Origin of the sequence: Sinomonas sp. ASV322 (assembly GCF_030908245.1) — a bacterium.
Lineage (GTDB): Bacteria > Actinomycetota > Actinomycetes > Actinomycetales > Micrococcaceae > Sinomonas.
Genome location: NZ_JAVFJJ010000004.1, coordinates 231,821 through 253,596, shown reverse-complemented (window position 1 = coordinate 253,596; position 21,776 = coordinate 231,821). Strand labels below are relative to the sequence as shown.

Below are 21,776 nucleotides of genomic sequence, written 5' to 3'. Positions count from 1 at the left end.
CGGTGTTCTCCTCGTGATCGCGGATCGCCTTCCACGGCGCGGAAAGCAGCGGCTTTCGGCCATTCTGCCACCACCGGCTGGCGGCCCCGCGCTACCATCGCGCGTTGCGCGGAATCCTCTGGCAGTGGGGGCAGCGGTACGACGATCGGTTCATGAACGATTCGCGCACGATGATGCTCGTCCTGCCCTCGGCGGCGCAGCGCGGGCACGCGCGGCCGGCCTGGCCGTACGCGGCGAGGGAACGGTCGAAGTAGCCAGACGCGCCGTTCACATTGACATAAAGGGAGTCAAAGCTCGTGCCGCCAGCGTCGAGCGCACGCTCCATGACCTCGACGATGGCGCGCACGAGCCGGGCAGCCTCCGGCCGAGTGAGGGTGTCCGTCGGGCGGGCATAGTGCAGCCGCGCGGCCCACAGGGCCTCGTCGGCGTAGATATTGCCGATGCCGGACACGAGCTGCTGGTCGAGCAGCGCGCGCTTGAGTCCGGTGCGCCGGCCGCGGAGACGCGCGTGGAAGGCCTCCACCGAGAAAAGCGGGTCGAGCGGGTCCCGCGCAATGTGGGCGGCCTCCCGCGGGATCAGCGGGAGGAGGACGGAACCGCTTCCGCCCGGGCCGCCGTCGTCGGTCGGCACGAGGGGCACGACGGCGAGCCCGCCGAAGATGCGCTGGTCGACGAAGCGAAGCTCAGGCGGCAGGCCGTGCGCTTCAGCGAGCCTGAGACGCACCTTGAGATGCTTCTCGTCAGGCTGGTCCTCGTCTTCGATGAGGAGCTGGCCGCTCATGCCGAGATGCGCCATGAGGGCGGTGTGGGGAACCCCCACCGAACGTGGAAAGCCAGTGGAGGCGCCGCCGTCGTCCGCCCCGTCCGCGAGGGGAAGCCAGAGGAACTTGCCGCGACGCACTGCGGCGAGCACGACGGCGCCCTCAAGCTGGCCGCTGAAATCCTCCGGCCCGAGCGCATGGCGGCGCACCGAGCGAGGATCGAGGACCTGGGCCGATTCGATGCGACGGCCCACGACCCAGGTTTCGAGGCCCCGGCGGACGACCTCGACCTCGGGCAGCTCGGGCACGCCTAAGCAGCCCCGTTGGCGCCCTCGGCGCCTCCCGCCGCGCCGGTCTCGTCCGGGCGGAGGACCTTCCACGCGTCGGCGGCCGAGTGCTGCTCGGCCTCCTTCTTCGAGTTCCCCGTGCCCGACCCGTAGGCGACGCCGCCGATGAGGAGGGTGGCCGTGTAGGTCCGCGCGTGATCCGGGCCTTCGCCCACGACCGCGTAGTGGATGTTCCCGAGCTGGCGGTTCGCCGCGAGCTCCTGGATGTGGGTCTTCCAGTCAGTCCCCGCGCCGAGGACGGCCGCGTCCTCAAGGAGCGGGCCGACGAGGCGGACGACGAGGCAGCGCGCCTCCTCGAGTCCTTTGGACATGTAGGTGGCCCCGATGAGAGCCTCCATCGTGTCGGCGAGGATCGACGACTTGTTCTTCCCGTTCGTCACCTTCTCGCCGTGGCCGAGGTAGATGCACTCGCCCACTCCGAGGCGCCTCGCGATGCCCGCGAGGGCCCTCGTGCTCACGACGGCGGCGCGCCGCTTGGCGAGCTCGCCCTCCGAGAGGTCGGGGTACGTCCGGTAGAGGTGGTCTGTGACGGAGAAGCCGAGGATCGAGTCGCCGAGGAACTCAAGGCGCTCGTTCGTCGGGATTCCGCCGTTCTCGTAGGCATACGAGCGATGGGTGAGGGCAAGACGAAGCGTCTCGGCGTCGATGTCGACGCCGAGACGCTTCAAAAGCTCCTCGCGAGCGGGCATATCGCGCGGCCCGGCTTCAGTACGCCGAATCAGACGTCGGCGACCTTGCGGCCCTTGTACTCGAGGAAGAGCTCGGTGCCGGCAGAGTCGGTGACGACCTTGGCCTGGTGCGGGAGGCTGTACGTCACGCGGCCGTTCTCGACGGTCTTGATCAGGTTGGGTGCAGTCGCCTTCCACTGGGAACGGCGGGCGCGGGTGTTCGAGCGGGACATCTTCCGCTTGGGAACGGCCACGGCTAACTCATTTCTCTCTTAGGGCCAACACTTATTCATCGTTATGCCGGTCGGGCCCGATCAACTCGGCCAAGGCCGACCACCGCGGGTCCAGGACCTCGTGATGGTGGCCAGGGTCGTCTGCAAGGCGGATCCCGCACTCAGGGCAGAGCCCCTGGCAGTCCTCCCGGCACACCGGCTGGAACGGCAGCATGGTCACTACTGCGTCCCGCAACACCGGCTCAAGATCGATGGAATCGTGCTCGACTCGACGTTGCTCTTCATCGTCTTCTCCTTCCAAGGGCTCAGCGCCCTCGTAGGAGAAAAGCTCTTGCACATCGACCTCGAGGCCGTACTCGATGGGATCCAGGCACCGCCCGCACTCGCCGACCACGTCGACGCGTGCGGATCCCGATACCAGGATCCCCTCGTGGACCGCCTCGAACCTCAGATCGAGGTCCACAGGGGACCCTTCTCTGACGCCGATGAGCGCCACACCGAGTTCACTCGGTGCGGGCACATGCTCCTTAAGTGTCCGCATCGTGCCCGGGCTTCGCCCGAGGTCCTTGACGTCAATAGTCAAGGGCGAACGTCCTTCGCGCTTAATGAGAACTCCTGTAGAACATAGACCGACAAACAATCCTAGCCTGTGCGAGGCCTCAGGCAAAAACAGAAAACGCCCCCCAAGCCCATCGCGCCCCGGGCTGCCGCGCCGCGCCCGGCCTACGGCGACCGGCGCGGTGTCGTCGCGTCGAGCTTCGCGAGCACCGAACGGGGCACGTATTCTGAGACGTCTCCCCCGAGATCGTGCACCTCCTTGATGAGCGTCGAGGACAAGTGCACGTAGTGGGCCTCCGCCGGGAGGAATACCGTCTCAACCCCGGTCAGCTGCCGGTTCATGATAGCCATCGGCAGCTCGTAGTCGAAGTCCGACGACGAGCGGAGCCCCTTGACGATCGCGGACGCGCCGCGCTCGTGGCAGTACTCGGCCAGGAGGCCGTCCCCCATCGGCTCGACGATGATCCCGCTGATGGCCCCGAGCGTCCGCCGTGCCATCTCGATCCGCTCGTCGATGCTGAAGCGGTACCTCTTCGCGTAATTGGTCGACACGGCCACGACCACCTCGTCGAACTGGTTCGCTGCGCGCGCGATGACTTCGAGGTGGCCGTTGTGGATTGGGTCGAAGGAGCCTGGGCAGACGGCGCGTCTCATGCTGCCAACATACTGCAACGGGGGAGCGTCGCCGGGAGTTGTTGCGCGGCGCTGGATAGCATGGGCCAATGACTTCTCCTTGGCAGCGCACGGCGGCGGGCGCGAACCTTTTGGGCGCTGACGGGCGGCTCGGGGTGACGATCTTCGAGGAGATGACGGGGCTCGCCGCCAGCCGCGGTGCGATCAACCTCGGTCAGGGCTTTCCCGACGAGGACGGCCCGGAGGAAATGAAGGAGGCCGCGCGGCGCGCGATCGCCGAGGGCTCGAACCAGTACGCTCCGGGCAAGGGGCTCCCGGTCCTCAGGAATGCGATCGCCGCGCATCAGCGTCGCTTCTACGGGCTTGAGCCGGATCCCGAGACGGAGGTCCTTGTCACGACGGGCGCCACCGAGGCCATCGCCGCCGCCATTCTGGCCTTCGCCGAGCCGGGCGACGACGTCCTCACGTTCGAGCCGTTCTACGACTCCTATGGCGCGATGATCGGCCTCGCGGGCGCCAACCACGTCACGGTCCCGCTCCACGCACCGCATTTCCAGCCGGACCCCGCGGAGCTCGAGGCCGCCTTCGGGCCTTCGACGCGGATCGTCGTCCTCAACAATCCCCACAATCCGACGGGCGCCGTCTTCGGCCGGGACGTCCTCGAGCAGCTCGTGAGGCTCGCCGCGCAGCACGATGCGATCATCGTCTCCGACGAGGTCTACGAGCACCTCGTGTTCGGCGAGCCCCACGTCCCGATTGCGTCGATCCCGGGCGCGGCCGAGCGGACCCTCACGATCTCCTCGGCCGGCAAGACCTTCTCGTTCACGGGATGGAAGGTCGGATGGGTCGCGGGGCCCGAGGAGCTCGTCGCGCGCGTGAGGACCGTCAAGCAGTTCACGACGTACAGCTCGGGGACGCCGTTCCAGGCGGCCGTCGCGCTCGGCCTGGGCCTGCCCGACGAGTTCTTCGCGGGCGCGGCCTCGACGCTTCGGCACAAGCGCGACATTCTCGCCGACGGCCTGCGAGCGGCGGGGCTCACCGTCTACGTGCCGGACGGGACCTACTTCATCACGACTGACACTGCGACCCTCGGCTTCGACGATGCCCTCGACCTCGCCCGCCGCCTCCCCGATCTCGCAGGCGTCGCCGCGATCCCGGTCTCGGTGTTCTGCCACGACGAGGGCGCGAGGCGCACGCGCTCGCTCCTGCGCTTCGCGTTCTGCAAGCGCGAGGATGTGCTCGAAGAGGCGGCGGGCCGCCTCGCGCGCCTCGGAGGGCTCGTGTGAGTCCTGCCCGCTCAAGGCCGACGAACGACGGCGGCACAAAAGCCGGCGCGTCGCGGTACCTCGCGGGGGCTGGCACCCACGCGGAGATCGCGCCCGACCCCCTCGTCGAGGGGGCGTACGTCCTCTCCATCGGAGGCGCGGAGCAGTCGCACGTGGACGTGGCCCGGCCGGACCACGTCTTCTACGCGTATCTTCGGCGCATGGCCAACGTCCTTGACCTCGTGGCCCCTCCCGGCGAGCCCCTCCGCGTCCTGCATCTGGGCGCGGGCGCGCTCACGCTCGTTCGCTACGTCGAGGTGACGCGCCCGGGATCGCGGCAGGCCGCCGTCGAACTCGAACGCGAGCTCCTCGATTTCGTTCTTGAGAAGCTCCCGCTTCCCGCCGGCACCCAGCTCTCGGTGCGCATCGGGGACGCCCGCTGGGAGCTGTCCGCCTTCGACGACGAGCCGCGGTTCGACGCCGTCGTCCTCGACATCTTCTCGGGTCCCGACGCGCCAGGCCACATCGCGAACCGTGACTTCTACGCCGAGTGCGCAGCCCTTCTGTCCCCGCGGGGTGCCATGCTCGTCAACATCGGCGACGATCCGCCGCTCACCCTCGTCCGCTCCCAGCTCGCCGCGATGCGGACGGTCTTCCGCGAGGTTGCGGCGCTCAGCGAACCAGAGATGTTCGAGGCGAGGTTCCCGGGGAATATCGTCGCGGTGGGCCTCAACGGTGCGTGGCCACAAGGGTGGACGGAGGCGCTCGTCGCCGCGGGCCCGCACCCCACCACGCTGCTCCGCGGCGTCGAGCTCGACGGCCTCGCCGGGGGCGCTGGAGGGAGCTAGCTCGCGGGCTCGGCGAACCACAGGTGGGTCTCGCCGTACTTCCTGTCCGCGTAGTGGGCCAGTCCCTCGGGCCACGCAGGCTCGGGCGAGCGCGCCGAACGTTCGACGACGACGAGCGCGTCCGGCGCGAGCCGTGGCGCCACGGCGTCGAGCACCGAGGCGAGCTGGTCCTCGCCCAGCGGGTACGGCGGATCCATGAGCACGAGGTCCCAGTGCTGTCCCAGCGGGATGCGTTCGAGGAATGCCCCGACCTTGGCTCGGCGCACCGTGACGGCCCGACGGCTGAGGGCGTCGTTGACCGTCCGCGCGTTCCGCTCGCACACTTGGGCCGCCTTCGCCTCGGATTCCACGAGCTCGACCGTCGAGGCGCCGCGGCTCGCAGCCTCGACCCCCAACGCCCCCGACCCCGCGTAGAGGTCGAGGACGCGCGCGCGGCTCAGCAATCCGAGGGCGTCGAGCCGTGAGAAGAGCGCCTCCTTGACGCGATCCGTCGTCGGGCGCGTGGCCGAGCCCGGCACGGATGCGAGTGGAACGCCGCCGGCGATCCCCGCGATGATCCTGCTCATGCCGCTCCCCTCCCTGTGCCTTCGTACGTTCCGTGCGCCGTCCGATCAGCCACGTTCGAGGAACACCTCCCTCTCGGGGTCGAGGTAGTCCTCGATCGCGGACGCGAGCTTGGGGTGCCGTTCGAGGTCGGGATCGTCGGCCACGATCTCGAGCGCATCCTCGCGGGCGCTCGAAATCACGTCGCCGTCGCGCAGCACGCGCAGAAGCCGGAGCGTCGAGCGGCGCCCTGACTGGCTCGCGCCGAGGATGTCGCCCTCGCGGCGGAACTCGAGGTCCTTCTGGGCGAGCTCGAACCCGTCAGTGCTCGCCGCGACCGCGGCGAGCCGCTCGCGGCTCGGATGCCCCGGCTCGAGCCGCGTCACGAGGAGGCACGTGCCTGCGTGGCCGCCGCGGCCCACCCGCCCGCGCAGCTGGTGGAGCTGCGCGATGCCGAAGCGGTCGGCGTCGAGGATCACCATGAGGGTCGCGTTCGGCACGTCGACGCCGACCTCGACGACGGTCGTCGCGACGAGCACCCCGGTCTCGCCGTTCGCGAAAGCGCGCATCGCCGCGCTCTTCACGTCGGTGTCGAGCCGGCCGTGGAGCATTCCGACCTTCACGCCGTCGAGCGCGGGCTCGGACGCAAGCTGCTCGACGACGTCGGAAACCGACGCGGGCTGCAGTTCCGGCGGTGCAGGGGCCGCGAGGGCCGTGCCTCCCCACGTCGCGGCATCGAGCGCGTCGATGACATCATCCCCCGCATCGCCCTCGCCGCCGGCCCCCGCGCCGATCGTGGGGCACACGACGTAGACCTGCCGCCCGGCGTCGACCTCTTCGCGGGCGCGCTGCCAGATCCTGCGTTCCCACGAAGGGTTCTCGACGAGCCCGACGGTATGGGTCGCGATGGGCGAGCGTCCCTTCGGGAGCTCGCGCAGGACGGACGTCTCAAGGTCGCCGAACACGGTCATCGCGACCGTGCGCGGGATCGGCGTGGCGGTCATGACGAGCAGATGCGGAGTGGCGAGGCTCTTCGCGCGGAGGGCGTCGCGCTGTTCGACGCCGAAGCGGTGCTGTTCGTCGACGACGACGAGGCCGAGGTCCGCGAACTGGACGTGCTCGGAGAGGAGGGCATGGGTCCCGACGACGATTCCGGCCTGCCCGCTCGCGGCCGCGAGGAGGCTGCGCTTCTTCTCGCCCGCCGACTGCGATCCGGTCAGGAGCACGACCTCGACGCCGAGATCCTCCTTCCCGCCCAGCAGCCCGTCCCGCACGAGCGGACCGAGGGTCGCGCGGATCGACGAATAATGCTGGGCCGCGAGCACCTCGGTCGGGGCAAGCAGCGCCGCCTGCCCGCCGTCGTCCACGACCTGGAGCATCGCGCGGAGGGCGACGACGGTCTTGCCCGAGCCCACCTCGCCCTGGAGCAGCCGGTTCATGGGGTGTCCGGCCGCGAGCTCGCGTGCGAGGAGGTCTCCGACGTCGCGCTGCCCGGCGGTGAGCTCGAACGGGAGGCCTGCGTCGAAGGCATCGAGGAGCCCGCCGCGCCGCGCGGGGCTCGGTCGGGACGGAAGCAAGGCGTGCTGGGCGCGCCGCCGCGCGAGCGCCGTCTGGAGGACGAGCGCCTCCTCGAAGCGGAACCGCTTCTGCGCCGCCCGCCATGCGGCATCGGACTCGGGCTCGTGGATCATGCGATACGCGTCGGCGACGGGCGGGAGTCGGTACTTCTCACGGATCGAGGCGGGGAGCGCCTCCGGCAGCGACGCGAGGTCGAGCTGCCCAAGGAGCGTTCCCACGGCCTTCGCGATGGTCCAGCTCGGCACTGACGCCGTGGCCGGGTACACAGGAAGGGGTCGGCCGGCGAGCCGAAGGGTGGCCTCGGGGTCGAGCTCCTCGGGGTCGAGAAGGTCGTAGATCGGGTTCGTGAGCTGCAGCCGGCCGCGGTACACACTCACGCGGCCGGAGAACATCGCGACGACGCCGTGGGTGAGCTGCTTCGCGGCCTTGTAGCCGTTGAAGAACGTCAGGGACAGCGTGCTGGGCCCGTCCGTCTGCCCGGGGCGATCGCTCACGAGCACTTCCGTGATGCTCCCCTTGCGCGTGGCCATGCGCCGGCTAGACGACGATACGACCTGGGCGAGGAGCGTCACGTCCTCGTCGAGCGGGAGCTCCCGGATCGGCGTGAGCTCGCCCCGCGCCATGTAGCGGCGCGGGAAGTAGCCGAGGAGGTCGCCCGCCGTGACGAGCCCGAGCTGGTCCGCGAACTTCTTCGCCCCCCGCGCGCCGATGAGCCGATCGAGTCGCGTGGACCGGTCAGCTCGCATGGCCGGAATGGAGCTCGGTGAACGAGACGCGCTCGGGCTCGCCCCGCCTCTTGATCTCGGCCAGCACGGCCTCGGGGTCGCGCACGTGGACGTGGACCCGCCATCGGACGCTGCCCGAGTCTTCGTCGAGCGGCCCAAGCGGGCTCATGATGACCGATTCGCCGAGCTCGTCGAGCCGGTGGCGCAGCCCGGCCGCATCGAGGGGGCTCAACGTGATCGTGCACATGAGCTCGACGCCCTCGGCCGGGGGCTGGGTCTTGTGGATGTGCGGATCCTCGACGCGGTAGCCGTGGAGCTGATCGAGGATCTGGTCGGTGAGGTCGACGCCGAGGACGGCCGAGCGGAGGGCGCCGAGGACGAGCAGGAGGCCCACGGCACCCGCGTCGACAACCCGCGCGTTGTGCAGCATCTCGAGCTGCTCTTCCGTGCTCACGACAGCGGCCAACGCGGCGGCGACGACCGCGTCGAGGGCCCGCGCGAGCGCCGCGTTGCTGTGGCTTGCCTCGTGCTGTCCGTCCGAGCCCGAGCTCGCGCCGGCCGCGGCGTGGGCCGCCGCCGCGAGGACCGAGAGCATTGTCCCCTCGACGGGCTCGCTCAGCGCGGACCACGCCCGGATCTGGCTCCGGTGCAGGGCCTCGGCCAGGAGCGGGCCGCTGAGCCGGGACTGGCCCGCAAGCGGGACTGAGAATGCGTCGAGGAAGACGGCAAAGAGGGTCCCGGAGTTCCCGCGCGCCTCCTCCATGGCCGCGTGGCCAGCAGCGCCGATGACTGCTCCGAGGTCAGCGCTGTCGCATTCCTGGGCCGCTTCCGCCGCCGCCCGCGCCGTGAGGTAGAGATTCGTGCCGGTGTCGCCGTCCGGCACGGGGAAGATGTTGATCGCATTGAGCCGGTCGCTGTGGTTGGCCAGCACGGTCTCCGCCATGCCGAGCCAACGGCGCATGGCCGCAGCGTTGGACGCCGTCTTCGCGGCGTTGCTACCAGGCAAAGTGGTCCCATCCCCTCGAGGCTGCCGGGTGCCCTCCGACAGAGACGCCGGGCGTCCCGCCATCGGCAGGCAACACCGAGCCTATCGCAGCGAAGCCGTGCGGGAGCTGTGCGTCGGCAGGGAAGGCCGCGAGCAGCCCGTGGTCTTCTCCCCCGCCGAGCACCCATGCGAGCGCGTCAGCGCCAAGGAGCGCGGCAGCGGAACGCAGCGGCTCCGCATACACGCGGAGGGCGTCCGGGTGGAAGTCGAGGCGCACGCCGCTTGCCTGGGCGAGACGGAGCGAATCGCGCTCCAGCCCGTCCGAAAGGTCCATGAGCGCCGTGGCTCCGGCCAGCGCCGCGGCGGGGCCGGCCTCGAGAGGCGGGATGGGCCGGCACTGGCGGGCCACGAGCTCGCGGAGCGCCGCGTCGAGCTCGTCGTACGCCGGCCCGCGCTCGAGGAGCTCGAGTCCGGCGGCCGCCGGACCGAGAGCGCCGACGACGGCGAGAATGTCGCCGGGGCGCGCACCGCTCCGCAGCACGGGCGCACGGCCGTCGAGGCTCCCGAGGACGGTGGCCGTGATCGACAGCTCGCCTCCGCGCCCGAGATCACCGCCCGCGAGCGCGCAGCGCGTCGCGCCGAGCCCGCGCACGCCCGCGGCGAGCCCGTCCGCGAGGTCCTCGACCCAGCCGACCGGTGTGGCGGGCGGGAGCGTGAGGCTCACGACGATGCCGGTCGCGACGGCGCCCATCGCATTGATGTCGCTCAGATTCTGGGCCGCAGCCTTCCAACCGACGTCGAATCCCGTGTGCCGGTAGCCGTTCGGCCAGACGAGGCGGAAGTCGGCGTCCTGCGTCTGGGTGTCTGTCGAGACGACAACGCGGCGATCTGGCGCGGCAAGGACGGCGGCGTCGTCGCCCGGTCCGAGAAGCGCTTCGGCTCCCCCGGCTAGCCGCGGGAGGATCCGGTCGAGGAGTTCGCCCTCGCTCAGCTCGCCCACGGTCGGGGGCAGGGGGGACGTGCGCACAGCCCCAGCCTAGTAGGCTTGATGCCGACCCCCGTACGTTTCCCAAAGGATCGCCCATGACCCGCAGCCGTCGCCGCGCCGCAGCCTTCCTGCGCGCTTCGGCCGCCGGTTCCGCAGCCGTCCTCGCCGTGTCGCTCGCAGCTTGCAGCGCTCCCGTGTCCGTCGATCCGGCGCCCGACGCGGCCAATCCGGCGTGCGCGCCCGAGATGATCGCGCTCCCCGACTCGCTCGGCACCGCTGCCCTCCGCAAGACGACGAGCCAGGCGACGGCAGCGTGGGGCGACCCGGCCGCCGTCGTGCTCCGCTGCGGCGTGCCGACTCCCGGGCCGACGACCGACCGCTGCGTGACCGTCAACGGGGTCGACTGGGTCATCCGGGAGGCGTCGACGCCGTCCGCGGCGCCGTCAAGCCGTTCGAGCGCCTCGGGCCAGCCGAGCGGCTCGGCCTCCGCGGCTGCCGGAGCCGGCGGAGGCGGCGAGAACGGCACCTATATCCTCACGACGTTTGGACGGAAGCCGGCGACCGAGCTGCTTCTCGACTCGTCGAAGATCAGCTCGGCGACGGTCCTCGCAACGCTTTCGGCCGCCGTCTCGAAGGTCCCGCAGACCGCGAAATGCGTCGGTCAGGCGGAGGTCGCCCAACTCCCCAACGGCTGAGCGGCGCCCGGAGGAGTTCCGCCGCGTCGGGACGCCGTCAGCGCAGGCCGGTGGGCCGCTCGAGCGCGAGCTGGATGAGCTCGTCGATGAGGTCGTGGTAGGAGAGCCCGCTCGCCGCCCACATCTGCGGATACATGCTGATGGGCGTGAAGCCCGGCATCGTGTTGATCTCGTTGATGACAAGATCGCCATCCGGCGTGTAGAAGAAGTCGACACGGCTGAGGCCTTCCGCGGACACCGCGTCGAACGCGCGGGCGGCCTCCTCCCGCACGCGGGCGATCACGTCCTCGGGGAGATCCGCGGGGCAGCTGAGCGCCGCCGCGTCGGCCTCGACGTATTTGGCCTCGAAGTCGTAGAACGTGTGCTCGCCGCCCTGGACGACGATCTCGCCCGGGAGCGACGTCCGCGGCTCGTGGGAGCCGTGGCCCTCGAGGACGCCGCATTCAATCTCGCGCCCCGCGATCGAGGCCTCGATGACGATCCGGAGGTCGTGACGGCGTGCCTCGACGACGGCGGCGTCGAGGTCCTCGGGCCGCGCGACGCGTGTGATGCCAACCGAGGAGCCGGCGCGGCAGGGCTTGACGAAGACGGGGTAGCCGAGGCGGTCGACGGCGTCGCGCACCGACTGCGGGTCGCGGCGCCATTCCTTGTCGGTCACCGCGACGTAGGGGCCGACGGCGAGGCCTGCGGCCTCGAACGCGATCTTCATGAAGTGCTTGTCCATGCCGACGGCCGAGGCGAGCACGCCCGCGCCGACGTACCGGACGTCGGCGAGCTCGAGCAGGCCCTGGACGGTGCCGTCCTCGCCGAACGCCCCATGCAGGAGCGGGAAGACGACGTCGACCTCGCCCAGCTCGCGGGGAACCTCGTTGGGCCTTGTGACAACGAGGCCCGGCCGCCCGGGGCTGCTCGTGAGCCGCACGGTCTCTGCACCGGGACGGACCTCGGGCATCTCGCCGGCGTTGAGCGCCCAGCGCTGCCAGTCGCCGTCAGAGAGGACCCACTGGCCGTCCTTGGATATGCCAATGGGGAGGACCTCGTACTTGTCCGGATCAATCGCGTTCATGACGCCCGCGGCGGTCACGCAGCTGACGGCGTGCTCGCTCGAGCGTCCGCCGAAGAGGAGCGCGACGCGGATCTTGCGCCCGGCGTCCGCGGGCGTCGCATGGATCGGCTCGGGAGTTGCAGGCTGGGTCACGCTATTCGCCTTCCGACTTGAGCTCCCGCGCGAGCAGGGCTGTTTGAAGCTGGTCAATGCCGATGCGGCCGGCGAGCACGCCGACGACGGCCTCCGTGATCGGCATGTCGACGCCGACGCGACGCGCGAGGTCGCGGACCGCGGGCGCGGACTTGATGCCCTCGGCGATCTGCGTCATCCGTGCCCCGACCTCCTCGACGCTCAGGCCCTGCCCGAGAAGCGTTCCGGCGGTGTGGTTGCGCGAGAGCTTCGATGCACACGTCGCCACGAGGTCGCCGAGGCCGGCGAGGCCCGCGAGGGTCTGGGGGTCCGCGCCGAGCGCGACGGCGAGGCGGGTCGTCTCCGCGAGGCCGCGCGTGATGACCGAGGCCTTCGTGTTGTCTCCCATGCCCCGGCCGTCGCAGATCCCGACGCACAGGGCGATGACGTTCTTGACGATGCCGCCGATCTCGGCCCCGACGACGTCCGTCGACGTGTACGGGCGGAAATAGGGAGCGGTCGACGCGCGGGCGAGCCGCTGCGCGAGTGCCTCGTCGGCGCACGCGATGACGGACGCCGTCGGCTCCTTGCGCGCGATCTCCATCGCGAGATTCGGACCCGACAGGACGGCGATGCGCGGCGTCGGCACGCCGGTCACCTCGGCGATGACCTCGCTCATGCGCAGGTCCGTGCCGACCTCGAGGCCCTTCATGAGGGACATGACGGCGGCGTCCCGCGGCACGAGCGCGCGCCACCTTTCGAGCTGGGCCCGCAGGGACTGGGCGGGGACCGCGAAGACGACGAGCTGGGCGCCGGCGAGGGCCTCGGCGGGATCTGTCGTGGCCGTGATCGCGCTCGGGAGTTCGATGTCTCCGAGGTAGCGCCCGTTCCGATGGCCGTTGATGTCCGCGATCGTCTCGGGGTTGCGGCCCCATACCCGGATGCTGCGCTCGATGCCGTGGGACTCGGCCGCGTCCGCGAGGACCTTCGCAAACGTCGTCCCCCAGCTTCCGGCGCCGAAGATGGCGACCGAGGTGATGGCGGCCTCGACGTCCTGCACCTCCTCGCGCGCAGCTTCTCTGGCCTGGGCCGGGCCCACGCCGGTGAGGTCTGCGCTCACGCCGGGACTCCGCCGTCGTTCGCCGCGCCCTTCGAGCCGCGCTCGACGTCGCGCCCGTGCTTGCTCTGCTGGTGCTCCGCGGGATCCCAGCGCTCGGCGGGAGGCTCCTCCCCGCGGAGCTCGGCGAGCAGCGCCGTGATGGCGTCCATGATCTTCTCGGTCGCGGCCACGAGCGTCGCCTTGTCGAGCGGCCGCCCCTCGAACTCGCTGAGGTCGACGGGATCGCCGATGAGCACTCGGACATGCTTGCGCGGCCACACGTAGAGCCTCTTGGCGTAGCGGGGGAACAGCTCCTGGGCGCCCCAGTGCGCGATCGGGACGACGGGCGCGCCGGTCTTGAGGGCAAGCCTCGCCGCGCCCGTATGTCCCTTCATGGGCCACAGACCGGGGTCACGCGTGAGCGTGCCCTCGGGATAGATGAGGATGGCCCCGCCCTCGTCGAGGACGTCGCGCGCGACGTCGAGCGATTGGCCCGCGCCCGTTCCCCGCCGGTCCACGGGGATCTGCTTCGTAAACCGCATGAATTGCCCGAGCACGGGCGGCTTGAAGAGGCCAGCCTTCGCGAGGAAGTGCGGCGGCCGCCGGAGGTTGTAGAGCATGTGGCCCACGACGAGCGGATCGATCTCCGTGCAGTGATTGGGGCATGCGATGAAGCCGCCCCGGCCGGGGAGACTCCGGAGCCGGTCGGTTCCGAGCCACGTCTTGCCCAGAAGCGCGTTCATCATGGGCCGCACGACGCCCGCGGCCAGTGCGAACGCCGTGCGCTCCCCCGCGGACTCGCCGGTCCCCGCCTTGACGGCTCCGCTCACGCGGCCTCCTCCTCGTGATCGAAATCGGCCCCGAGGCCGGCGAGCTTGTCGGTGAACCGCTCGTACCCGCGCTTGATGACGTCGACGCCCGTCGCTCGCGACGTTCCTTGTGCGGCAAGCGCAGCGATGATGTGGCTGAATCCGCCGCGGAGGTCGGGCACATCGAAGTCAGCGCCGTGCAGCTCGCTCGGGCCCGAGATGACGGCCGAGTGAAGGAAGTTGCGCTGGCCGAATCGGCACGGCACACTGCCGAGGCACTCGCGGTAGACCTGGATCGTCGCCCCCATGCGGCGGAGCGCATCCGTGAAGCCGAAGCGGTTCTCGTACACGGTCTCGTGCACGATCGAGACACCTTCCGCCTGGCTGAGTGCGACGACGAGCGGCTGCTGCCAGTCGGTCATGAAGCCGGGGTGCACGTTGGTCTCGACAACGAGCGGCGAGAGCTTGCCTCCCGTGTGGTAGAACCGGATCCCGTTGTCGCGGATGTCGATCCCTCCGCCGAGTTTCCGGAACGTGTTGAGGAACGTCATCATGTCTCGCTGGAGGGCGCCTTCGACGAAGATGTCCCCCTTCGTGACAAGCGCGGCGGATGCCCACGATGCCGCCTCGTTGCGGTCCGGGAGGGCCGTGTGGTCGTAGCCGCCGAGCGCCGACACGCCCTCGATGCGGATCGTCCGATCCGACTGGATCGAGATGAGCGCGCCCATCTTCTGCAGGACGGCGATGAGGTCGACGATCTCGGGTTCGGTCGCGGCGCCTGTGAGCTCCGTGATGCCGTCGGCCTTGACCGCGCTGAGCAGGACCTGCTCCGTCGCGCCGACGCTCGGATACGGGAGCGAGATCTTGGCGCCCTTGAGGCCCTTTGGGGCCGTGATGCGGATGCCCACCGATCCCTTGTCGACGACCGCGCCGAACTGGCGCAGGACGTTCAGGTGGTAGTCGATGGGCCTGTCGCCGATGCGGCAGCCCCCGAGATCCGGAATGAACGCCTCGCCGATCGAGTGGATGAGCGGACCGCAGAACAGGATCGGGATGCGCGAATCGCCCGCGTGCGCGTCGATGTCCGCGGAATGGGCCGTGCGGGCGTTGGCGGGATCGAGCGTGAGGTCGCCGGTCGCAGGATCCCGGGCGATCTCGACGCCGTGGAGGGAGAGCAGGCTCGTGACGACTTCGACGTCCTTGATCTCGGGGACGCTCCGGAGCACGGACGGCTCGTCGCCGAGCAGAGCCGCGACCATGGCCTTCGGCACGAGGTTCTTGGCTCCCCGGACGGCGACCCGTCCCGAAAGAGGCACACCGCCGCGGATGGTCAGGACACTGCTCATATAGTTGCTTCCTCTACTGCTCGCGTGCCCCCAACAGCCCGGCCTCGGACCCTGCTAAGCATAGAAGCTCCCCGGCGGAGCGGCGAAACAAACATCCCCGGATGCGTGCCGCCCGCGGCGGCAGGCGGCACGCATCCGAGCCAAGGCCCGCGCTCAGGACGCGGGGCGGGCGTCAGGGAGCGGGCTCAGGGAGCGGGCTCAGGGAGCGGGCTCAGGGAGCGGGCTCGGGGAGGGTGGTGGGCTCGGGGAGGGTGGTGGGCTTGTAGGAAGCGCGCGTCGCCTCGAACGCCGCGATGTCACCCTCGTGCTGGAGCGTGAGGCCGATGTCGTCGAGGCCCTCGAGCAGGCGCCACCGCGTGTAGTCGTCGATCTCGAACGGCGCGACGATGTTCCCGCACGTGACCATCTTGGCCTCGAGATCCACGGTGATCTGCGTGCCGGGGTGGTTTTCGAGCTCCTTCCAGATGAGCTCGATGTCGTCCTGCGCAACGACGGCGGCGAGGAGGCCCTGCTTGCCCGAGTTGCCGCGGAAGATATCGGCAAACCGGGACGAGAGGACGGCCTTGAAGCCGTAGTCCTTGAGCGCCCAGACGGCGTGCTCGCGGGACGAGCCCGTGCCGAAGTCCGGCCCGGCCACGAGGACCGAGCCGCGATCGAACGGTTCCCGGTTGAGGATAAAGGATTCGTCCTTGCGCCAGCTCGCGAAGAGGGCGTCCTCGAATCCGGTGCGCGTGATCCGCTTGAGGAACACGGCAGGGATGATCTGGTCGGTGTCGACGTCGCTCTGGCGCAGCGGGACGCCGATGCCGGTGTGGGAGGTGAACTTCTCCATGGTTTTCTCCGTAGGTTCTCGGCTCGGCAGGTCAGGCGGCGGTGGGTGCGGCGGCCGTGGGCAGGGGGTCGAGGTCCGACGGCGACGAGAGCGTTCCGCGGATCGCGGTCGCCGCGGCGACGACGGGCGAGACGAGGTGCGTCCGCCCGCCCTTGCCCTGCCGACCTTCGAAGTTGCGGTTCGACGTCGAGGCGCAGCGCTCGCCGGGCGCGAGCTGGTCGGGGTTCATGCCGAGGCACATCGAGCATCCGGCGAACCGCCACTCGGCCCCGAATTCCTTGAAGACCTTGTCGAGGCCCTCGGCCTCGGCCTCGAGGCGCACGCGCGCCGAGCCCGGAACCACGAGCATGCGCACGTTCGGGTCCTTCTGGCGCCCGCGGATGATGTCCGCGGCGACGCGGAGGTCTTCGAGCCGCGAGTTCGTGCACGAGCCGAGGAACACGGTGTCGACGCGGATGTCCTTCATGGGCGTGCCGGGCTCGAGGCCCATGTACGTGAGCGCGCGGCGGGCTGCGGCCTTCGCGTTCTCGTTCGCGAAGGAGTCGGGATCCGGCACGGTCTGCGAGAGCGAGACGCCCTGGCCGGGGTTGGTGCCCCACGTGACGAACGGCTCGAGCTCGTCGGCGTCGAGGAACACCTCGGCGTCGAAGACTGCGTCATCGTCCGTGTGCAGCGTGTTCCAGTACTCGACCGCCGCGTCCCAGTCCGCTCCTTGGGGGGCGTGCGGGCGGCCCTTCATGAACTCGTAAGTGATTTCATCGGGGGCGACCATGCCGGCGCGGGCGCCAGCTTCGATCGACATGTTGCAGATCGTCATGCGCGCCTCCATCGAGAGGGCCCGGATCGCGGAGCCACGGTACTCGAGGACGTAGCCCTGCCCGCCGCCCGTGCCGATCTTGGCGATGACGGCGAGGATGATGTCCTTCGAGCTCACGCCGGGCCTGAGCGTGCCCTCCACAGTGATGGCCATCGTCTTGAACGGCTTGAGCGGGAGCGTCTGGGTGGCCATGACATGCTCGACCTCCGACGTGCCGATTCCCATGGCGAGCGCCCCGAACGCGCCATGCGTCGAGGTGTGGGAGTCACCGCACACGATCGTGAGGCCGGGCTGCGTGAGGCCCAGCTGGGGTCCGACGACGTGGACGATGCCCTGCTCCTTGTCGCCGAGCGGGTGCAGGCGGACGCCGAACTCCTTGCAGTTGGCGCGCAGCGTTTCGATCTGGGTGCGGCTCGTCGGGTCGGCGATCGGCTTGTCGATGTCGAGCGTCGGGGTGTTGTGGTCTTCGGTCGCGATCGTGAGGTCGGGGCGGCGCAGCTGGCGGCCGGCGAGACGAAGACCCTCAAACGCCTGCGGGGAGGTCACCTCGTGGACGAGGTGGAGGTCGATGTAGAGAAGGTCCGGCTGGCCAGCTTCGCCCTTGTGCACGACGTGCGCGTCCCAGACCTTCTCGGCCAGAGTGCGTCCCATGGCCAGCTCCCTTCGGTTCTTGTACGGCGCGATCGGCGCCTCTCACCAGTCCAGCAGGGAGTCCGCATGGTGGGCCACTCTGCCGACTTGCATCTCAGATATTGAGACGGCAATATCAACCTATGGACAATTCTAGTGGCGTTGGCGTGATCGACAAGGCCGCCATGGTGCTCGACGCTCTCGAGGCGGGACCGACCACCCTGGCACAGCTCGTCGCCGCCACGGGCCTTGCGCGCCCGACCGTTCACCGGCTGGCCCTCGCCCTCGTCCATCACCGCCTCGTGGCGCGGGACATCCAGGGGCGTTTCGTGCTCGGCTCGCGGCTCGTCGAGCTCGCCTCCGCCGCGGGAGAGGACCGCCTCATCGCGGCGGCCGGCCCGATCCTCGTCCAGCTCCGCGACGCAACCGGCGAGAGCGCGCAGATCTTCCGCCGCCAGGGCGACTGGCGCGTGTGCGTCGCCTCGGCCGAGCGGCCCGTGGGCCTCCGCGACACGATCCCCGTCGGCACCCAGCTCACCATGAAGGCCGGCTCCGCCGCCCAGGTCCTCGTCGCGTGGGAGGACCACGACCGGCTCCTCGAGGGGCTCAACAACGCGCGCTTCACGCCCACCGTGCTCGCGGGCGTACGACGGCGGGGCTGGGCTCAGTCCCTCGGCGAACGCGAGCCCGGGGTCGCCTCGGTCTCGGCGCCGGTGCGCGGCCCGTCCGGCCGGGTCATCGCAGCCGTCTCGATTTCCGGCCCGATCGAACGCTTGACGCGGCAGCCGGGCCGTCAGCATGCTGAGGTCGTCTGCAGCGCCGCGCGCCTGCTCACGGAGGCCCTCCGCAAGGGCAATGACTGAAGGTACTCGTCGCACCGACCCCGCCGCCCGACCCCGCCGCCCACACCCACCCACCCCAGGAGACTCCATGACCGCCTACGCCGTCTTCCTCCGCGGGGTCAACGTGGGTGGAATCAACCTCCGGATGGCGGATGTCAAGGAGGCCCTCGCCGAACTTCCGGTGACCGACGTCTCGACGCTCCTCGCGAGCGGCAACGCCGTCATGCGCTCCGACCTCTCGGAGAGCGAGCTCAAGGACGCCGTCCAAGTCGCGCTGCGGGCCAGGTTCGGCTACGACGCGTGGGTCATCGTCATGACGGCCGACGACGTCGACGCGGTTGTGGGTGCCTGCCCCTACCCGGCCGACGACGAGGATACGCATACCTACGTGACCCTGAGCTCAGACCCGGCAGTCCTCGACGAACTGTGGTCGATGGCCCAGCAGGACGGCACGGAGCACACGCGCCTCTCCCCCATCGCGACGGCGTGGCTGGCCCGCGTGGGCGGCACGCTCGAGAGCCCCATGTCGAAGGCAACAGCCAAGGCGAGGTACAAGGCCACAACCACGACCCGCAATCTCCGCACGATGCTCAAAGTGCAGGCGGCCACGCGCAAGCTTGCCTGACGAAAGCTGGTCAGGAATCGAGAAGCGGCGGCCGCAGGGCCGTGGCTAGCGTGGTGGCTATGGCAAACATCGAATCAGTCACCATCGAGGCAGCCGACCCGACGGCCGCCGAACACTTCTACGCAACGGTCCTCGGCCCGGCAGCTCCCGTGCACGTGAGGGCCTCAGGCGCGGCGTCGACGGGCTTCCGCGGATTCACGCTCTCGCTCGTCGTGTCCCAGCCAGGCAATGCCGATCTGTTCATCGAGGCCGCCCTCAGGGCTGGCGCGACGATCGTAAAACCCGCCGCCAAATCGTTCTGGGGATACGGCGGCGTTGTCCAGGCCCCCGACGGCACGATCCTGAAAGTCGCGACGTCGGAGAAGAAGGACTCGGCGCCCACCCGTCAGGAGTTCGATCAGTTCGTTGTCTTGCTCGGGGCGTCGGACGTCGCCGCGAGCAAGCGCTTCTACGTCGAGAACGGGTTTGCCGTGGCGAAGAGCTTCGGCCGCATGTACGTCGAGTTCGCGGCGGAGGGGCCGGTGAAGCTTGGCCTCTACGGGCGCCGCGCCCTCGCGAAGGACGCGGGGGTCGCCCCCGACGGAACAGGATCACACCGCCTCGCCATCAACGGCGTCGCGGGACCCCTCACGGACCCGGACGGGTTCGCGTGGGAGGCCGCCTCGACCACCGCAAACCGCTGACTCGGCGCCCCACAAGAAACCAGCGAATAATCTCCGCGAGAAAATCGCCACGAGAAAGTCGAAAGGCGCCCCGGTCTTGGACCGGGGCGCCTTTCCTGCAGTGACCCCAGCGGGATTCGAACCCGCGTTACCGCCGTGAGAGGGCGGCGTACTAGGCCGCTATACGATGGGGCCTCACACTGCACTTCCCCGAGGGGAAGCTTGAAAGGAGGTCCAGCGGAAAACCGCGGACCATCCGTGACCCCAGCGGGATTCGAACCCGCGTTACCGCCGTGAGAGGGCGGCGTACTAGGCCGCTATACGATGGGGCCGTGTACTTTACCTGACCGTCAGACCGCCACTCGCTCGCGGACATCAGGAGCTGGGATACCAGGACTCGAACCTAGAATGACGGTACCAGAAACCGTAGTGTTGCCAATTACACCATATCCCACCGTGTGATCCGGTCCGGACCTCATCGAACCAGCCGTCCGAGTTGCTCCGTGCCCCTCAGCACGAGTAATTACTCTACTGGATCGCCGCCCGCGCTGCCAAATCGCGCATGGCACCGCTGAACGTGGCGTTTGACACCCTGCAACATGACCCTTGCCATGTGATCTGCATCATGTTTACTCTCGGTAAGTTACTTGTCGGTAACTACGAGAGAGGTCAATGGTGCCCGTCTTTCCACTCCACGCCCTGCGGCGTTTTCGAGGTGCCTCCGTCCCCGGACGGAGGGCCGCCGTCGTCGTCCTCGCCATCCTGCTCATCGCGTTCCTTGCCTTCTACACATTCCTTTCCGCCCAGCTCGCCGACGGCTCGCAGCAGCTCCGCGACGGCGCGGCGAGAGCGTCGGCCGGCGCTGCGAAGCTCGACGGCGGCGCTCACGCCGCTTCCAGAGGATCGTCCGCCTTGGCGAACGGAGCCGCCCAGCTCGACGACGGTGCCCACCGTGCCCAGGCGGGGGCAGCCTCGCTCAGCGCAGGCGCCGCGGCCCTGCGGGACGGGATCCGCGACAAGCTCGCGCCCGGCGCCCAGCAGCTCGAAGATGGCGCGCAGCGCCTCCTCACGGGAACCCAGAAGGTCGAGGCCGACGTGCGCGCGAAGCTCGCGCCCGGCGTATACAAGGTCGACTCGGGGGCGCAGAAGCTTCGCAACGGCGCGGCGGCCCTTGCGGCGGCTCTGACTCCCACCGCGTCGGGGGCCGCCCCGAACAACCTCGCCGACGGTGCCGGGCAGCTCGCCTCGGGCGCGTCGCGCCTCGCGACGGGAGCCCAGCAGCTCAAGGGCTACCCGGGAGCCAATGGGGACCCGGCACAGGGCACCGGCACGGCTGCCCTCGCCCAAGGCCTCCAGCAGCTCCTCGACGCGGCGAACGGCCCCCAGGGCCTCGTGCCGCTCGCGCTGCTCAGGGACAAGATCGCGTTGCTCGCAAACGGTGCGGCACGCCTCGACGCGGGTGCGGGCCAGCTCAGCGGCGGCGCAGGGCAGCTCAGCTCCGGGGCGAATCGGCTTGTAGACGGCTTCTCCGTCCTCGACACGAAACTCAACGGCCGTGATCCGGGAGCTCCCGGCCTCGTCATGGGCACCGAGCTCCTCGCGGACGGCACCTCGGCGATCGCCGTCGGCATGGACGGCGTGCCCGGCGACCCCGAGCATCCGGGCCTCCTCAAGGCCACCACGTCGCTCCGGACGGGAACCCAGGCCCTCGCCGACGGGACCGTGCAGCTCTCGAACGGGATCACCGGTTCCTCCGATCCGAGCGGCACGGGGCTCCTCGGCGGAGCCTCGAAGCTGGCCGATGGCGCGGTCCAGCTCTCGCAGGGCAATTCCGCGCTCGCCGACGGCTCAGCCAAGGTCTCCGATGGCGCCGGGAAGCTCGCGGACGGGAATCAGCAGCTCGCGTCGGGCGCCGGTCAGCTCGCGGACGGCAGCCGGGCCCTCGCGGAGGGGGCATCGAGGCTCCACGACGGCACGGCCGGCGTGTCCCCCACCTCGTCGACGGGGGCCCCCGCCGCCGTCGCCATCATCGGGGCGCTTTTCGTGTTCGCCGCCGTCGGGGCGCTCGTGAGAGCCCGGATGCGTCCCGCCGCGCTCCGCGCGTGAGGCG

Annotated in this window: 21 protein-coding genes, 3 tRNA genes and 1 pseudogene; 7 read left to right on the top strand and 18 right to left on the bottom strand. The window is 70.0% G+C overall.

The window, feature by feature from the left end; all coding sequences use genetic code 11:
- Window positions 1–91: 91 nt before the first annotated feature.
- The 5 genes from mutM to coaD form a co-directional block, all read right to left on the bottom strand.
- A complete protein-coding gene (gene mutM, locus RBS12_RS07950) occupies window positions 92–1,069 on the bottom strand; it encodes a bifunctional DNA-formamidopyrimidine glycosylase/DNA-(apurinic or apyrimidinic site) lyase (protein WP_307965533.1) in 978 nt (325 codons plus the stop codon).
- A 2-nt stretch (window positions 1,070–1,071) separates the two neighbouring features.
- Complete coding sequence (gene rnc / locus RBS12_RS07945) at window positions 1,072–1,797, bottom strand: ribonuclease III (protein WP_307965532.1); 726 nt, start codon at window positions 1,795–1,797, stop codon at window positions 1,072–1,074.
- Between the two features lie 29 nt (window positions 1,798–1,826).
- On the bottom strand, window positions 1,827–2,030 hold the full coding sequence (gene rpmF, locus RBS12_RS07940; RefSeq protein WP_307965531.1) for a 50S ribosomal protein L32: 204 nt from the start codon (window positions 2,028–2,030) through the stop codon (window positions 1,827–1,829).
- A 31-nt stretch (window positions 2,031–2,061) separates the two neighbouring features.
- Window positions 2,062–2,592 carry a DUF177 domain-containing protein gene (locus RBS12_RS07935; protein WP_307965530.1) on the bottom strand — a complete coding sequence of 177 codons (531 nt, stop codon included), beginning with the start codon at window positions 2,590–2,592 and terminating at the stop codon, window positions 2,062–2,064.
- A gap of 140 nt (window positions 2,593–2,732) precedes the next feature.
- Entirely contained in the window at window positions 2,733–3,221 is a 489-nt protein-coding gene (gene coaD / locus RBS12_RS07930) for a pantetheine-phosphate adenylyltransferase (RefSeq protein WP_307965529.1), read from the bottom strand.
- A 68-nt stretch (window positions 3,222–3,289) separates the two neighbouring features.
- On the opposite strand from coaD, the gene RBS12_RS07925 reads away from it, so the two are divergent.
- Window positions 3,290–4,486 (top strand): aminotransferase class I/II-fold pyridoxal phosphate-dependent enzyme, encoded by a 1,197-nt coding sequence (locus RBS12_RS07925; protein WP_307965528.1) that lies wholly within the window; start codon window positions 3,290–3,292, stop codon window positions 4,484–4,486.
- Window positions 4,483–5,313 (top strand): fused MFS/spermidine synthase, encoded by an 831-nt coding sequence (locus tag RBS12_RS07920; RefSeq protein WP_307965527.1) that lies wholly within the window; start codon window positions 4,483–4,485, stop codon window positions 5,311–5,313. Before RBS12_RS07925 ends, RBS12_RS07920 begins: the two co-directional genes overlap by 4 nt.
- Here RBS12_RS07920 and rsmD read toward each other — a convergent pair.
- The 4 genes and pseudogenes from rsmD to RBS12_RS07900 form a co-directional block, all read right to left on the bottom strand.
- Window positions 5,310–5,882, bottom strand: a pseudogene (gene rsmD / locus RBS12_RS07915) (16S rRNA (guanine(966)-N(2))-methyltransferase RsmD); the annotation flags it as partial. The gene RBS12_RS07920 and the pseudogene rsmD overlap by 4 nt on opposite strands.
- A gap of 42 nt (window positions 5,883–5,924) precedes the next feature.
- Entirely contained in the window at window positions 5,925–8,180 is a 2,256-nt protein-coding gene (locus RBS12_RS07910; protein WP_307965526.1) for an ATP-dependent DNA helicase RecG, read from the bottom strand.
- Window positions 8,170–9,120 carry a DAK2 domain-containing protein gene (locus RBS12_RS07905; RefSeq protein ID WP_307965525.1) on the bottom strand — a complete coding sequence of 317 codons (951 nt, stop codon included), beginning with the start codon at window positions 9,118–9,120 and terminating at the stop codon, window positions 8,170–8,172. Before RBS12_RS07905 ends, RBS12_RS07910 begins: the two co-directional genes overlap by 11 nt.
- Before the next feature lie 34 nt (window positions 9,121–9,154).
- Window positions 9,155–10,171: a thiamine-phosphate kinase gene (locus RBS12_RS07900; protein WP_307965524.1), complete on the bottom strand. Its 1,017-nt coding sequence runs from the start codon at window positions 10,169–10,171 to the stop codon at window positions 9,155–9,157.
- Window positions 10,172–10,227: 56 nt separating this feature from the next.
- On the opposite strand from RBS12_RS07900, the gene RBS12_RS07895 reads away from it, so the two are divergent.
- The gene (locus tag RBS12_RS07895) at window positions 10,228–10,827 is read left to right on the top strand and encodes a DUF3515 family protein (protein WP_307965523.1); all 600 of its coding nucleotides are present in this window, start codon (window positions 10,228–10,230) and stop codon (window positions 10,825–10,827) included.
- 37 nt (window positions 10,828–10,864) lie between these two features.
- Here RBS12_RS07895 and RBS12_RS07890 read toward each other — a convergent pair whose 3' ends face one another.
- The 6 genes from RBS12_RS07890 to leuC all read right to left on the bottom strand — a co-directional run bounded on the left by RBS12_RS07890 (window position 10,865) and on the right by leuC (window position 17,558).
- On the bottom strand, window positions 10,865–11,998 hold the full coding sequence (locus RBS12_RS07890; RefSeq protein ID WP_307965663.1) for a D-alanine--D-alanine ligase family protein: 1,134 nt from the start codon (window positions 11,996–11,998) through the stop codon (window positions 10,865–10,867).
- A 28-nt stretch (window positions 11,999–12,026) separates the two neighbouring features.
- Window positions 12,027–13,064 (bottom strand): NAD(P)H-dependent glycerol-3-phosphate dehydrogenase, encoded by a 1,038-nt coding sequence (locus RBS12_RS07885; protein ID WP_307965662.1) that lies wholly within the window; start codon window positions 13,062–13,064, stop codon window positions 12,027–12,029.
- A gap of 56 nt (window positions 13,065–13,120) precedes the next feature.
- A complete protein-coding gene (locus RBS12_RS07880; protein WP_307965661.1) occupies window positions 13,121–13,849 on the bottom strand; it encodes a lysophospholipid acyltransferase family protein in 729 nt (242 codons plus the stop codon).
- Between the two features lie 80 nt (window positions 13,850–13,929).
- A complete protein-coding gene (gene murA, locus RBS12_RS07875) occupies window positions 13,930–15,258 on the bottom strand; it encodes a UDP-N-acetylglucosamine 1-carboxyvinyltransferase (protein ID WP_307965522.1) in 1,329 nt (442 codons plus the stop codon).
- Window positions 15,259–15,469: 211 nt separating this feature from the next.
- Window positions 15,470–16,090 (bottom strand): 3-isopropylmalate dehydratase small subunit, encoded by a 621-nt coding sequence (leuD, locus tag RBS12_RS07870; protein ID WP_307965521.1) that lies wholly within the window; start codon window positions 16,088–16,090, stop codon window positions 15,470–15,472.
- Window positions 16,091–16,121: 31 nt separating this feature from the next.
- Window positions 16,122–17,558, bottom strand: coding sequence for a 3-isopropylmalate dehydratase large subunit (gene leuC / locus RBS12_RS07865; RefSeq protein ID WP_307965520.1), 1,437 nt, complete (start codon window positions 17,556–17,558; stop codon window positions 16,122–16,124).
- Between the two features lie 122 nt (window positions 17,559–17,680).
- Between leuC and RBS12_RS07860 the strand changes: the two genes are divergently transcribed.
- From RBS12_RS07860 to RBS12_RS07850, 3 genes are all read left to right on the top strand, one after another.
- A complete protein-coding gene (locus RBS12_RS07860) occupies window positions 17,681–18,400 on the top strand; it encodes an IclR family transcriptional regulator (protein WP_307965519.1) in 720 nt (239 codons plus the stop codon).
- Between the two features lie 67 nt (window positions 18,401–18,467).
- Window positions 18,468–19,004, top strand: a complete 537-nt coding sequence (locus tag RBS12_RS07855) for a DUF1697 domain-containing protein (RefSeq protein ID WP_307965518.1) — start codon at window positions 18,468–18,470, stop codon at window positions 19,002–19,004.
- Between the two features lie 59 nt (window positions 19,005–19,063).
- A complete protein-coding gene (locus RBS12_RS07850) occupies window positions 19,064–19,687 on the top strand; it encodes a glyoxalase (protein ID WP_307965517.1) in 624 nt (207 codons plus the stop codon).
- A gap of 101 nt (window positions 19,688–19,788) precedes the next feature.
- Here RBS12_RS07850 and RBS12_RS07845 read toward each other — a convergent pair.
- The 3 genes from RBS12_RS07845 to RBS12_RS07835 all read right to left on the bottom strand — a co-directional run bounded on the left by RBS12_RS07845 (window position 19,789) and on the right by RBS12_RS07835 (window position 20,120).
- Window positions 19,789–19,861 (bottom strand) — tRNA-Glu (locus RBS12_RS07845).
- Window positions 19,862–19,925: 64 nt separating this feature from the next.
- Window positions 19,926–19,998 (bottom strand) — tRNA-Glu (locus RBS12_RS07840).
- Window positions 19,999–20,048: 50 nt separating this feature from the next.
- Window positions 20,049–20,120, bottom strand: a tRNA-Gln gene (locus tag RBS12_RS07835).
- A 221-nt stretch (window positions 20,121–20,341) separates the two neighbouring features.
- Here RBS12_RS07835 and RBS12_RS07830 point away from each other — a divergent pair.
- Complete coding sequence (locus RBS12_RS07830; RefSeq protein ID WP_307965516.1) at window positions 20,342–21,772, top strand: hypothetical protein; 1,431 nt, start codon at window positions 20,342–20,344, stop codon at window positions 21,770–21,772.
- The last annotated feature ends 4 nt before the right edge of the window (window positions 21,773–21,776 follow it).